Here is a 12521-nt window from a genome sequence, read left to right as displayed (position 1 = left end):
TGTATGTCTCCCTTCCTTACGCTTCTTGACCTACAGTTTCGTCTTCAATTCCTAGTTCTACTTTAATCCAGTCGTACCCTTCAGCTTCTAATTTATGTGCTAATTCAGGGCCACCAGTTTTCACGACGCGACCTTGCATCATTACATGAACTTTGTCAGGTGTTATATAGTTAAGTAAGCGTTGATAATGAGTAATGATTAAACAACCAAAACCTTCTCCACGCATTTGGTTAATTCCATTTGAAACTACTTTAAGTGCATCAATATCCAGACCAGAATCGATCTCGTCAAGAATAGCGAATTTTGGTTGAATCATCATTAATTGAAGAATTTCGTTACGTTTCTTTTCGCCACCTGAGAATCCTTCATTTAAATAACGTTGTGCCATATCTTGATCCATCTCAAGATACTCCATTTTCGAATCAATTTCACGAATAAATTTCATAATTGAAATTTCATCGCCTTCTTTTCGACGAGAGTTCATTGCTGAACGGATGAAGTCAGCATTAGTAACACCTGTGACTTCACTTGGATATTGCATAGCTAAGAAAATACCCGCTTGAGCGCGCTCATCTACTTCCATCTCCAGAACATCTTCCCCGTCTAATGTTACAGAACCAGAAGTTACTTCATATTTCGGGTGACCCATAATAGCAGATGCTAAAGTCGATTTACCGGTACCATTTGGTCCCATAATCGCATGAATTTCGTTTGTATTAAGTGTAAGGTTTAACCCTTTAAGAATCTCCTTACCATCAATGGCAACGTGAAGATCTTGAATAACTAAAGTCGACATTTTACTACCTCCATATTGTATAAATAAATGGTAAATACCATTCTTAATTTATTATCATTCTAATCTTAACGTAATTATCGAGCCCATGCAAATCTTTTAGACGAGCCTTTTAATATATTAAAATCGTTTAATATAATTGAATTCCCTATTATTAGCACGATTCTCCTATACATCTTGCAATGACATCTCATTTTCAATAAAGTGTTTCTAATTGAGAAATGATTTCAACTAAAAGTTGAAAAAAGCCAATGAGACTTGACTCATTGGCTTTGCTAATATCAATTTAAACTTCGCGATGTGCTTGACGCTCTAATCGAGCTGCCATTTGTTGGCCAAGTTCATGGTCGCGCTCACGTTCCATTTCGACTTTTAATCGAAGTTTTGAATTATGTTGATAATCAGACAACCCAACTCCATGTGCGCCTCTAAAAGCTTGGTCCATACGTTCTGTGTAGGTAAAATCTAGTGATTGGATGGGGAATCATTCCTTTCAAATTTTCAACTCAACAATTCGAGTTGTTATCCTTCACATTTATATAGATACCCATTATGGAATGATTCAAACAAAAAAAGATAAATTAATTTTTGAAAAGGAAAATATTCGATTTATTGATTTTAAATGTAATGGGAGGCATTATTCTTTAATAAAATAGGTTACAAGCAGATTATTTTATGTGGGTGAAATTTCCATGTTAGTTTAGGGGGTATTCAATGGTCTATATTATTTTTGGGTTAGCTGCCATCATTACAGTTTTAGCTGCTATCGAACTGTCCAATAATGCAGATATCTTAAGTGGCAAAACACCCCTTGGTGGGTTACTCGTAGGAACTCTTTTGTTAGGTGGTGCTACTTCACTACCTGAGGTTACGACAAGTCTCACATCAGTTCTAATTTCAAATCCAGATATTGCAGTAGGAAATATGTTGGGATCGAATATGTTTAATATATTCATTATTGCTTGCTTTGATATTTTCTACAGAAACATGAGATTGTATCAACGAGCTTCTAACGGACACTTATATACCGCTGGACTGGGACTACTGCTGTCAATCATTACACTGGCTGCGTTGATACGTAAATTAGATTTCATGATACTTGGAGTCGGAGTAGATACATTATTAATTGCATGTGTATACGGGATAGGAATGTTTGTGATAAGTGGATTATCCAAAGACTCCATTGATAACCAATTGAGTGGAAATGATTTTCAAAGAGACGTCATCCATGAAAATTTGCACTCGACATCAATTAGAAGGGCTGTTTTAAATTTTTCCATTGCTGCATTAGCCATTTTGGGAGCCGGAACATTGCTATCAATAACTGGGGATACTCTTGCTGAGATCACAGGTCTTGGCTCAACATTTGTAGGTAGTTTCCTAATGGCAGCTACTACGTCATTACCAGAAGCAGTTGCGGTACTAATAGCGTTAAGGTTACGCAATATTAACTTGGCAATCGGTTCGATTCTTGGTAGTAATATTTTTAACATGCTAATTCTAGTAGGTTCTGATATCGTCTATCAAAATGGATCCATCCTGGCAAATGTCTCACCTTTACACGAAATAACAGCTTTTACAGTAAGCATGTTATCAGTATTGATTATCATATCGTTATTGCGTAAAAAGAATACCACCAGTTTATCCTATCTGATACCTTCACTACTTATCATTGTTGGTTACTTCGTAGTCACCTATTTAATTTTTAATAGCTAAATAATTACATACATATGTGGTATTAAGCAGCTTGTAAGTGTGTGTGTCTCTTAAACAAAAAAATCCGTCCGAATGAACGGACGAATTTTTCTAATTTTTCTTATAGAGATACTTCGTTTAAAATGCTTGAACCTGCTAAGCCTACTTCTTCTAACACTTTATTTAATTCAGTGTCAGCCTCTTCAAATTTTGCATTTGCTTCATCTAATACAACTTCACCTTCAGCAGCTAGGGCTTCTGATTTCATTGTATAAGCTTCTTGCATTTTAGTTAACGCTGAGTCGATTGCTTCTTGTTGATCTTTTAATTCAGCAGGAACTTCTAATTCTTCTACTTTTACAGCAGCATTATCTGCAGCTGTTTTTGCAGCATCTTGCATCGTTTTAAGTTCAGCACCTTCAGGAAGTGCTTCTTCAGCTTTTGCGTTTTCATAAGCATTTAAATCCGCATCAACTTCATTTATTGATTTAGAAATAGATAAGTAAAACTTCATCATATCTCCAGCAGGATTCACTTTTTCTTCTGAAGTTTTAGTTTCTTCATTAGTCGTTTCTTTTGTTTCTTCTTTGTCTCCAGAACAAGCTGCAAGAGTTAAAGAAAGAGAAGCAAGAATTAATAGTAATTTTTTCATAATTTAATCTCCTTTAAATGTGGGAATATTTGCTTTGTTATATTACCATAGGAAAAATGAATTGTAAATAAATTACCAAATAGTCGGAACTGCTTGAATATTAACTCTTTACAACGTCGGGTTTACCTTCTTTATCACGTGAAAATCGATTCACAATTAATGCCAATGCACCGTCACCCGTTACATTTGTTGCAGTACCAAAGCTATCTTGTGCTAAGTAAAGTGCAATCATTAATGCAACCATCGTTTCATTAAATCCGAGCATTGAACTAAGTAAGCCAATTGCAGCCATAACCGCTCCTCCAGGAACGCCTGGTGCTGCAATCATTGTAATTCCAAGCATGAAGATAAATGGCATGATAGCATTAAATTCAATAGCTTGACCATTTAATAACATGACTCCAATTGCACAGGTTACAAGTGTAATTGTACTACCTGACAAATGAATTGTTGCAAACAGCGGAATTGTAAAGTCTGTTACTTTAGAAGAAGCGCCAGTTTTACGAGATTGAGCTAATGTCACAGGAATAGTAGCAGCTGAAGATTGTGTTCCAAGGGCCGTAAAATAAGCCGGTGACATAATTTTCATAAGCTTTAATGGGTTTTTATTATTTAGAGCACCTGCAACTGAATACTGCATAACGAGCATGACGAAATGTAAAATGATAATTAACACGAATACGATGGCAAAAACAGATAATATTTTAGCCACTTGACCTCCGAAAGTCATGTTCATAAAGATTCCGAAGATATGTACAGGCAGTAAAGGAATAATAACGTTTGCAATTACTTTTTCAATAATGACATTAAATTCATCGAATCCTTTTTTTAGTATGTCACTTTTAGTTGCTGCCATACCAATACCAAATATGAAGGCAAGAAGTAATGCCGTCATGATGCCAACAGCTGGTGGCATATCTACTTTAAAAAACGATGTTGCAAGAAATTCTTCTGGATTTTCAAACGATTCTCCTGAAGAAGAAGAAATGAACCTAGGCAACACATTTTTTGCAACGATCAATGCCATAAATCCAGCGATTATCGTTGAAGTATAAGCAAAGAATGTTGCAAGTCCTAATAACTTTCCAGAACCTGTACCAAGTTGAGCAATTCCTGGAGCAATAAAAGCAATAATAATTAATGGAACAACGAAACCTAAGAAGTTACCGAATAATCCATTGAATGTAGCCATTACTCGAACAACCGCTTCGGGTGCAAACGATCCAACTAAAACACCTAGTGCAATTGCAAGTGCGATTCGTGCTAATAAACCAATTTTAATTTTCTTCATGTTGTCCTCCTTGAATGTACAAGTGTTCTCTCCGAAAAGATGAGATTACTTTAACACACCCACTTACTAAAGTGAAGATGTCCATTAAAAGGCGGAATACTCGGTTTTTTCTGCATAATAAAAAGACGTCGGAATCCGACGTCTTTTTATTTTTATCCTATTATTTAACCGGAACGACCGAGCCGCCCCATTCTTCTAAAATGAAATCTTGAATTTCTTCAGATTTCAATATTTCCACCAATGCTTTAATTTCTTTATTGCCTTCATTGCCTGCTTGAACAGCAATAATGTTTACATATGGAGAATCCGATTTTTCAATTGCGATTGAATCTTCTAACGGGTTCAACCCTGCATCGATTGCATAGTTTGAGTTAATTAAAACCGCATCGCCTTCTTCGTTTTCATACAATTGAACAAGAAGTGCCGCTTCATACTCTGCATCGAATTCCAAGTTTTTTGGATTTTCCACGATATCTTTGACTTCTGCAGTTGTTTTATCCACACCGTCAGCTAATTTTATTAATCCTTCTGCTTCTAACATTGAAAGAACTCGACCATGATCAGCAACAGAATTACTAATTAAGATGGTTGCACCTTCTGGAAGTTCTTCTAACGATTTATATTTTTTAGAGTAAACACCGATAGGTTCAATATGAATTTCGCCTGCATTGACAAAATCATAGCCATTATCTGCGATTTGTGATTCTAAATAAGGAATATGTTGAAAGTAGTTCGCATCCAAATCACCAGATTCTAAATCTTTATTCGGTAAAATATAGTCTTGATAAGTTTCGATTTCAAGGTTAATCCCTTGTTCTTCAAGCAATGGTTTCACTTTTTCTAGGATTTCAGCGTGTGGAGTGTTTGAAGCTCCCACTACTAATTCCTTGCTGTCTCCAGAAGATTCGCTATCTCCACCACATGCTGCTAGTGTGATTGCACTTACTGATAATAATATTCCTGCTACAAATTTCTTCATGATTGTCTCTCCCTTTTCCTGATATATGTGATCGAGTAGGACTCGAAGGCACCAATTATCGTTTATCTGCTTTTGATGTGAATGTATCGCCGATCCATTGGATCATAAAGACAATAATTAAGATCAGAATTGTCGATACGATCGTGACATCTTCACGACTACGTTGGAATCCATCTAAGAATGCCAAGTTTCCTAATCCGCCTGCTCCAATAATACCTGCCATTGCTGTATAGCCAACAAGGGCAACGGCTGTAACTGTAAGTCCTGAAAGTAATGCTGGAAGTGACTCAGGTAATAAAACTTTCCAAATAATTGTGGACGTCTTAGCACCCATTGAGCGAGCTGCTTCGATTACCCCTTTATCAATTTCACGTAAAGCAATTAACACCATACGTGCATAAAAAGGTGCAGCACCAATGATAAGTGCTGGTAATGCTGCATTTGCACCACGAATGGTATCAAGTAAAAACTTAGTAAACGGGATTAACAAAATGATTAAGATGATAAACGGGATGGATCTGAAGATGTTAACAAATGCACCAGTTAACCAATACACTATTTTATTTGCCCATAATTGATGTGGGCTAGTCAGGAATAGCAAAATACCTAGTGCAAGTCCAATGACAAATGTGAAACCAGTGGCCATTGCAGACATATATAGTGTTTCCAGTGAAGCTTCCCACATTTTTTCCCAATCAACATTAGGTAGAAGGTTTTCAATCATGTGAGATCACCTCCGTATGAACATCTTGTCCGTGTAAATAATCTATTGCTTCATCAATCGCTAAGGTAGCTCCATCAATTTGCAGATACAATGTTCCGTATGCGCCATTTTGAGTTTGGGTAATATTTCCTTGCACGATATTCACTTCAACTTGGTATTTTTTAATTAACCTCGAAAGGATAGGTTGTTCTGTTCGATCCCCAACAAACACGAGTTTCACGAGCTTGCCTGAAGGATATTGCTCAATAAGATGAGCGATTGTTTGACTAGCTTCTTCTGGACCATTAACTTGTTCTACAAAGCGTTTTGTAATGTCCTGTTGAGGTGTTTGGAAGATTTCGAGTACTGAACCCATCTCAACTACTTTCCCCGCTTCCATAACAGCAACGCGATGACAGATTTTACGAATAACATGCATTTCATGTGTTATGAGTGCAATCGTTAACCCTAAGCGTTTGTTAATATCCACGAGCAACTCTAGTATTTGATCCGTTGTTTCTGGGTCGAGCGCTGATGTAGCTTCGTCACAAAGTAATACTTCGGGGTTATTTGCAAGCGCACGCGCAATTCCAACACGTTGTTTTTGCCCACCTGATAATTGAGAGGGATACGCTTTCTCTTTCCCAGTTAATCCAACTAGTTCGATTAACTCTTTTACTCGTTCCTTGCGTTTCGTTTTGCTTATTCCTGCAATTTCAAGCGGGAATGAAATATTGTCTTCAACTGTTCGAGACCACAGTAAGTTAAAGTGTTGAAAAATCATGCTAACTTTTTGTCTAGCACTTCGAAGCGCTTGGCCCGAGCTTGATGATATTTCTTGACCGTTAACTGTGACACTTCCGGAAGTTGGTTTTTCTAGTCCGTTTAACAATCGGATTAATGTGCTTTTACCAGCACCACTATAGCCAATAATGCCGAAAATCTCGCCTTGTTCAACTGTCAATGTAACGTCATCTACTGCAATAAGTTGACCATTACTTGTTTTGAATGTTTTTGATAAGTTTTGTAATTGAATCATTCCTCTAGTTCACCTCTGAATTTAAAAAGTCCCTTCCGCAGAAAAGCAGAAGGGACTAATTGCATAGTAATATACGTTAGACCGTTCTCTCATCTTTCAAAGCAAAGTACTTTGAGTGATTTGGCACCATTTCACAAATTGTGTCGGTTGCCGGGCTTCATAGGGCACTTCCCTCAGCCTCTCTTTATAAGAGTTTACGATATTAAGTTTTTGGTTACGAGTGATAATGTAACACGTTCAAAAGTGAACGTCAAATATTTTTTCTCAAACGATCGTATAGATAAGGAACAGATTGGAACGCGTATATTTTTTCGCGGACTTGACCATTCTCAGCAATTAATAAACAAGGTACACTTTCAATTTGCTGGTCTACTGCTATATTTTCTACATAATTCAAATTAGCTTGGCCAATTTTCACACTTGGTAATAGTTCTTCTACCACTTCCATCATTTTAGATGCTACTTGGCAAGTTCCACACATAGGCGCGTATAAATAATAGGCTGCAATATTGGCGCTTTGAGAATTAGATTCCCACTCAGCAGTTGTCCATTCTTTCATCGTCTTCATCCTTTTATGCTATAAATTCCGATTTCACATCAATATTCGCTCCGAGTAAAATGGTCGCTAAGACTTTCATAGGGGTTGTCGCGACTTCACGGTATGTTACATCCGTATATAAATGAAGCGCTTCAGGAAATTCACGTTTAATGAGCGCACGTAATTTCTCCCCTGATTCATCAGCATCTACAAATATATACATTTCCCCTTGCTCGTAAGGAACCAGTAACTCTTCTAAACGCGAGACACTGACTGTTCCGTTCGTGCAAATAATTTCAATAGGCTCTGCGAGAAGTTGTAGTATTCGTTGTTTATCTGAACGACCTTCAACAACTATGACTTTATCTGAAAGCATGGAATCCCTCCAAACTAGACTCATTTATGCGCTAGATATGCAAAAAACGCCGAACAAATGTCGGCGTTTCACAAACAATTTTACTCTTGAGTCATTTTTTCGTATTGCTCAGCCGTCATCAATGAGTCAATTTCAGTAACATCCGTTGGTTCGATAACGACCATCCATGCATTTTCGTATGGAGATTCATTAACAAATTCAGGGCTGTCTTCTAAGCCACTGTTTACTTCAACCACTTTACCACTGATCGGTGCATAAAGTTCAGAAACAGTTTTAACAGATTCAACACTGCCAAAAGGCTCGTTTGTTTTAATATCGTCTCCTACTTGAGGAAGTTCAACGAATACAATATCACCAAGCTCAGATTGAGCGAAGTGAGTAATACCAATGCGTGCTTTGCCATCTTCAACTTTAACCCATTCGTGTTCTTCAGAGTAGCGTAAATCTTTTGGTGTGCTCATTAATACCCCTCCAAATATGTAATATAATCATCTTCAGTTTGACATAATCTTTCCCTAAAAACAAGAACAGTTAATTAGCGTTTCCAATTCTCAATAAAATCCGATTCTTTAAAGCCGACCGTTACTTTCAAGCCATCTGTAACAAGGGGTCTTTTAATTAACATTCCGTCTGAAGACAGCAATTTAAATTGCTCATCGTCTGACATGGTTGGTAGTTTATCTTTCAAGCCAAGCTCACGGTATTTCATGCCACTCGTATTGTAAAATTTCTTAAGGGGCAGACCACTTGTCTCTACAATTTTTTTCAATTCTTCGATTGTAGGCGGTGTTTCTACGATATGTACATCATGATACGATAACCCTTCAGCATCTAACCATGCTTTTGCTTTTCTACATGTACCACATTTAGGATATCCATAATACGTTATTGCCATTCTTCTTCATCCTCCTCAGTTAAATCTATTTTATCAAAAAAAAATCCAAACGCCTCTTGAGAAGCGTTCGGATTTCCTAATTAAACGATATATTTTTCAGCATCGATTATTTTTACAGACGCTTCACGTTTTTTAGCAATCACGTTGTAAGGCGTTGAACGTGTTAATTTACGAAGTGCAGAAAGCATCATACGTAAGTTGTCACCTTCAACCGCAGCAATCAATGTTTCTTTCGCATCTTTTTCTATACTTGCAAATGCTTCTTGACAGAAGATTTGTGTATATAAAAGTTTTTGGTTTGCTTTTTCAACACCAACACGTTGGATTGCTTTTTCTGTACGAAGAACAGCTGACTCCATTGCGAATAAGTTATTAACGATGTCCGCAATATTGACTAACACTTCTTGTTCAGATTCAAGTTTTGTACCATAACGTTGTGCAGCTAAACCTGCGGCTAATAAGCCAATTTTCTTAGCATTTTGAACAAGCATTTTTTCTTGTGCTAAAGGAGCATCTTCAATCTCTTCTGGCATCATCATTAACAACTCTTCTTGAAGAGCTTGAGCCTTTTGTAAGATTGGAAGTTCACCTTTCATCGCTTTACGTAAGAAAGTTCCTGGTACTAGTAGACGGTTGATTTCATTTGTTCCTTCGAAAATACGGTTGATACGAGAGTCTCTGTAAATACGTTCTACTTCATACTCTTGCATGAAGCCGTAACCTCCGTGTAACTGAACTGCTTCATCTGCAATATAATCTAAGACTTCAGTACCAAAAACTTTGTTAATTGAACATTCAATTGCATACTCTGCAATCGATGCAGCGATGGCTTTCCCGTCTTTTTGCTCGTCAGCACTCAATTGGCTCATACGATCTTCAAAGTAACCAACTGTACGATATATTAAACTCTCTGAAGCATAGAGTCTTGAAGCCATTGTAGCTAATTTTTCTTTTGTTAAATTGAAAGAAGAGATAGGCGTTTTAAATTGTTGACGTTGATTTGTATATGCAACAGCTAATTCAAATGCACGCTTTGAAGCACCGACTGTACCTACACCTAATTTGTAACGACCAATGTTTAAGATGTTAAATGCGATTACATGACCACGACCAACTTCACCAAGTAAATTCTCAACAGGAACTTGAGCGTCTTGAAGGATTAATGTACGAGTTGAAGAAGATTTAATACCCATCTTTTTCTCTTCAGCACCTACAGAAACACCTGAATATTCACGTTCAACGATGAACGCAGAGAATTTGTCTCCGTCAATTTTTGCATACACGACAAAAACATCTGCGAATCCTGCATTTGTAATCCATTGTTTTTCACCATTTAATACATAATGAGTGCCTTCTGCATTTAATTTAGCATTCGTCTTAGCACCTAATGCATCTGAACCTGAACCCGGCTCTGTTAATGCGTATGCTGCTATTAACTCACCCGTTGCTAACTTCGGTAAATATTTTTGCTTTTGATCTTCATTTCCAAAAAGAACGATTGGCAATGAACCAATCCCTACATGTGCACCATGAGTAATTGAGAAGCCACCTGCGCGAGACATTTTTTCAGCGATTAGAGCTGAAGAAACTTTATCTAATGCCAGACCGCCGTATTCTTCTGGAACATCTGCACCTAGCAAACCAATATCACCTGCAGATTTTAAGAGTTTTACAGAATGTTCAAATTCATGATTTTCCAGTTTTTCTATAACTGGTACTACTTCTTGTGTTACGAAGTCTTCCGTTGTTTTGGCAATCATTTTATGTTCATCTGTAAAATCTTCCGGTGTAAATACACGGTCTAACGCTACGTCTTCAACTAAAAAACTTCCGCCTTTAATCATGTTAGCGATTGTGTTTGTCATGTTTATTTTCCTCCTATTTTTAAAATCTATTTGTAGAACTTTTTGTTTTACTTTTTGATTGTCTCTAAGTAGTCTATACTTTTGATTTCCGCTACAACGCCTCACCATGTTTCGAAGCTAGCGAAGCGATGCAGAAACAGGCGGACGCTTTCCGCGGGCAGTCCGTGAGCCTCCTCGCTCGCTAAGCTCACTGCGGGGTCTCACCTGGACATGCTTATCCCGCTGGAGTCGCCGCCTTTCACTACAATCACTAAAACGAACAGTAATAGATACTTGATATGTAGTGATATGGAGCAAAATAGCGAAGACTCCTAAGGGATAAGCGAGACAGTCGAGACCCCGCAGAAGCGCAAAGGAACGAAGGCTAAGAACACCACATCGTGTGGCAACGCCTTCGTGACCAACATCCTGTTGGACTGAGGAGTCTTGGCGCTCGCCCTAGGAAAGCGTAGCTGTTTTGCGGAATATCAAAATCAATATTTAACATAGCTTTTTACTATAGTATTTCAAATACACCTGCTGCTCCCATTCCCCCACCGATACACATCGTGACGACACCGAACTGCTTACCTTGACGTTTTAATTCATGAATCATTTTTAATGTTAAAATCGAACCAGTTGCACCAAGTGGATGTCCAAGTGCGATTGCACCACCATTAACATTCACTTTGTTGATATCAATGCCTAAATGGCGTACTACTTGAATCGATTGAGAAGCAAATGCTTCATTTAATTCCCATAAGTCAATGTCTTCAATGGATAGACCCGCAATTTTCAATGCTTTTGGAATAGCTACAATAGGCCCTATTCCCATGATTTCTGGAGGCACTCCACCTACAGCAAATGACAAGAATTTCGCCATTGGTTTTAAACCTTGAGCAGTCGCAACTTCACGATCCATTACAAGTAAAGCTCCAGCGCCATCTGATGTTTGAGAAGAATTTCCTGCAGTAACTGTTCCTTGTGCATTAAAAGCTGGGCGAAGTTTTGCAAGTGTCTCCATATTTGTGCCAACACGTACACCTTCATCCATTTCAAACATAAATTTCTTTTCTTGCAATTTATTATTTTCATCTAAATAACGCTTTAGTACTTCCACTGGTACAATCTCATCTTTGTATTTTCCAGATGCAATTGCTGCCGCTGCTAATTCATGTGATCGCACTGCAAATGCATCTTGATCTTCACGGCTAATACCATACTTTACTGCAACTTGTTCCGCTGTATGCCCCATACCCATATAGTACTGAGGAGCCGTTTCAGCTAATGTTGCGTTTGGTCGAATGGTATTTCCCATCATTGGTACCATACTCATAGACTCAACTCCACCTGCAATAATGGCTTGTGAGTGACCGAGCATAATGCGTTCTGCTGCATATGCAATCGATTGTAAACCTGATGAACAGAATCGGTTAACCGTAATCGCCGGTGTCGTATCAGGTAAACCTGCAAGTGCACCAATATTTCGAGCTACGTTCATTCCTTGTTCTGCTTCAGGCATTGCACAACCTAAAATTAAATCGTCTATTGGACCATCATATCCACCAGCCCGTTTTAGCGTTTCTTTTACAACTAGTGCACCAAAATCATCTGGTCTCACTGTTGCAAGGGAGCCTTTTTTCGCTTTCCCTACAGGTGTTCTGGCACCTGCTACTATTACTGCCTCGCGCATAAGTTCTCCTCCTCTATACCGCT

At 37.9% G+C, this 12521-nt stretch carries 14 protein-coding genes and 1 riboswitch; of the genes, 1 reads left to right on the top strand and 13 read right to left on the bottom strand.

What is annotated here, in order from left to right:
• Positions 1 to 16 precede the first annotated feature (16 nt).
• The gene (gene sufC, locus ACFPYN_RS08570) at positions 17 to 796 is read right to left on the bottom strand and encodes a Fe-S cluster assembly ATPase SufC (RefSeq protein ID WP_377733573.1); all 780 of its coding nucleotides are present in this window, start codon (positions 794 to 796) and stop codon (positions 17 to 19) included.
• Between the two features lie 283 nt (positions 797 to 1079).
• Complete coding sequence (locus ACFPYN_RS08565) at positions 1080 to 1202, bottom strand: hypothetical protein (protein WP_377733572.1); 123 nt, start codon at positions 1200 to 1202, stop codon at positions 1080 to 1082.
• Positions 1203 to 1507: 305 nt separating this feature from the next.
• Here ACFPYN_RS08565 and ACFPYN_RS08560 point away from each other — a divergent pair, with 305 nt between their 5' ends.
• A complete protein-coding gene (locus ACFPYN_RS08560) occupies positions 1508 to 2509 on the top strand; it encodes a sodium:calcium antiporter (RefSeq protein ID WP_377733570.1) in 1002 nt (333 codons plus the stop codon).
• A gap of 100 nt (positions 2510 to 2609) precedes the next feature.
• Here ACFPYN_RS08560 and ACFPYN_RS08555 read toward each other — a convergent pair whose 3' ends face one another.
• From ACFPYN_RS08555 to ACFPYN_RS08505, 11 genes are all read right to left on the bottom strand, one after another.
• A complete protein-coding gene (locus tag ACFPYN_RS08555; protein WP_377733569.1) occupies positions 2610 to 3140 on the bottom strand; it encodes a hypothetical protein in 531 nt (176 codons plus the stop codon).
• Positions 3141 to 3240: 100 nt separating this feature from the next.
• Positions 3241 to 4431, bottom strand: coding sequence for a dicarboxylate/amino acid:cation symporter (locus ACFPYN_RS08550; protein ID WP_377733568.1), 1191 nt, complete (start codon positions 4429 to 4431; stop codon positions 3241 to 3243).
• Positions 4432 to 4591: 160 nt separating this feature from the next.
• A complete protein-coding gene (locus ACFPYN_RS08545; protein ID WP_377733567.1) occupies positions 4592 to 5410 on the bottom strand; it encodes a MetQ/NlpA family ABC transporter substrate-binding protein in 819 nt (272 codons plus the stop codon).
• Positions 5411 to 5465: 55 nt separating this feature from the next.
• Positions 5466 to 6134: a methionine ABC transporter permease gene (locus tag ACFPYN_RS08540; protein ID WP_377733565.1), complete on the bottom strand. Its 669-nt coding sequence runs from the start codon at positions 6132 to 6134 to the stop codon at positions 5466 to 5468.
• Positions 6127 to 7152 (bottom strand): methionine ABC transporter ATP-binding protein, encoded by a 1026-nt coding sequence (locus ACFPYN_RS08535; RefSeq protein ID WP_377733563.1) that lies wholly within the window; start codon positions 7150 to 7152, stop codon positions 6127 to 6129. Before ACFPYN_RS08535 ends, ACFPYN_RS08540 begins: the two co-directional genes overlap by 8 nt.
• Before the next feature lie 86 nt (positions 7153 to 7238).
• Positions 7239 to 7345: riboswitch (SAM riboswitch) on the bottom strand.
• A 57-nt stretch (positions 7346 to 7402) separates the two neighbouring features.
• Positions 7403 to 7711, bottom strand: coding sequence for a thioredoxin family protein (locus ACFPYN_RS08530; protein ID WP_377733562.1), 309 nt, complete (start codon positions 7709 to 7711; stop codon positions 7403 to 7405).
• A 13-nt stretch (positions 7712 to 7724) separates the two neighbouring features.
• Complete coding sequence (locus ACFPYN_RS08525) at positions 7725 to 8066, bottom strand: toprim domain-containing protein (RefSeq protein ID WP_377733561.1); 342 nt, start codon at positions 8064 to 8066, stop codon at positions 7725 to 7727.
• Positions 8067 to 8146: 80 nt separating this feature from the next.
• The gene (gcvH, locus tag ACFPYN_RS08520) at positions 8147 to 8527 is read right to left on the bottom strand and encodes a glycine cleavage system protein GcvH (RefSeq protein ID WP_377733560.1); all 381 of its coding nucleotides are present in this window, start codon (positions 8525 to 8527) and stop codon (positions 8147 to 8149) included.
• A 74-nt stretch (positions 8528 to 8601) separates the two neighbouring features.
• Positions 8602 to 8961 carry an arsenate reductase family protein gene (locus ACFPYN_RS08515; protein WP_377733559.1) on the bottom strand — a complete coding sequence of 120 codons (360 nt, stop codon included), beginning with the start codon at positions 8959 to 8961 and terminating at the stop codon, positions 8602 to 8604.
• Between the two features lie 80 nt (positions 8962 to 9041).
• Positions 9042 to 10826: an acyl-CoA dehydrogenase family protein gene (locus tag ACFPYN_RS08510; protein WP_377733558.1), complete on the bottom strand. Its 1785-nt coding sequence runs from the start codon at positions 10824 to 10826 to the stop codon at positions 9042 to 9044.
• Positions 10827 to 11322: 496 nt separating this feature from the next.
• Positions 11323 to 12498: an acetyl-CoA C-acetyltransferase gene (locus tag ACFPYN_RS08505; RefSeq protein WP_377733557.1), complete on the bottom strand. Its 1176-nt coding sequence runs from the start codon at positions 12496 to 12498 to the stop codon at positions 11323 to 11325.
• Positions 12499 to 12521: the final 23 nt, after the last annotated feature.

This window comes from Paenisporosarcina macmurdoensis, from assembly GCF_042658845.1.
GTDB classification, from domain to species: domain Bacteria; phylum Bacillota; class Bacilli; order Bacillales_A; family Planococcaceae; genus Paenisporosarcina; species Paenisporosarcina macmurdoensis.
The sequence above is the reverse complement of the archived record's forward strand: the minus strand, read 5'-3'. Positions and strand labels throughout refer to the sequence as shown.

Excerpts from the sequence above, each read along its gene's own strand:
- sufC (WP_377733573.1), bottom strand. The coding sequence starts at position 796 with ATGTCGACTTTAGTTATTCAAGATCTTCACGTTGCCATTGATGGTAAG.
- ACFPYN_RS08560 (WP_377733570.1), top strand. The coding sequence starts at position 1,508 with ATGGTCTATATTATTTTTGGGTTAGCTGCCATCATTACAGTTTTAGCT.
- ACFPYN_RS08555 (WP_377733569.1), bottom strand. The coding sequence starts at position 3,140 with ATGAAAAAATTACTATTAATTCTTGCTTCTCTTTCTTTAACTCTTGCA.
- ACFPYN_RS08550 (WP_377733568.1), bottom strand. The coding sequence starts at position 4,431 with ATGAAGAAAATTAAAATTGGTTTATTAGCACGAATCGCACTTGCAATT.
- ACFPYN_RS08545 (WP_377733567.1), bottom strand. The coding sequence starts at position 5,410 with ATGAAGAAATTTGTAGCAGGAATATTATTATCAGTAAGTGCAATCACA.
- ACFPYN_RS08540 (WP_377733565.1), bottom strand. The coding sequence starts at position 6,134 with ATGATTGAAAACCTTCTACCTAATGTTGATTGGGAAAAAATGTGGGAA.
- ACFPYN_RS08535 (WP_377733563.1), bottom strand. The coding sequence starts at position 7,152 with ATGATTCAATTACAAAACTTATCAAAAACATTCAAAACAAGTAATGGT.
- ACFPYN_RS08530 (WP_377733562.1), bottom strand. The coding sequence starts at position 7,711 with ATGAAAGAATGGACAACTGCTGAGTGGGAATCTAATTCTCAAAGCGCC.
- ACFPYN_RS08525 (WP_377733561.1), bottom strand. The coding sequence starts at position 8,066 with ATGCTTTCAGATAAAGTCATAGTTGTTGAAGGTCGTTCAGATAAACAA.
- gcvH (WP_377733560.1), bottom strand. The coding sequence starts at position 8,527 with ATGAGCACACCAAAAGATTTACGCTACTCTGAAGAACACGAATGGGTT.
- ACFPYN_RS08515 (WP_377733559.1), bottom strand. The coding sequence starts at position 8,961 with ATGGCAATAACGTATTATGGATATCCTAAATGTGGTACATGTAGAAAA.
- ACFPYN_RS08510 (WP_377733558.1), bottom strand. The coding sequence starts at position 10,826 with ATGACAAACACAATCGCTAACATGATTAAAGGCGGAAGTTTTTTAGTT.
- ACFPYN_RS08505 (WP_377733557.1), bottom strand. The coding sequence starts at position 12,498 with ATGCGCGAGGCAGTAATAGTAGCAGGTGCCAGAACACCTGTAGGGAAA.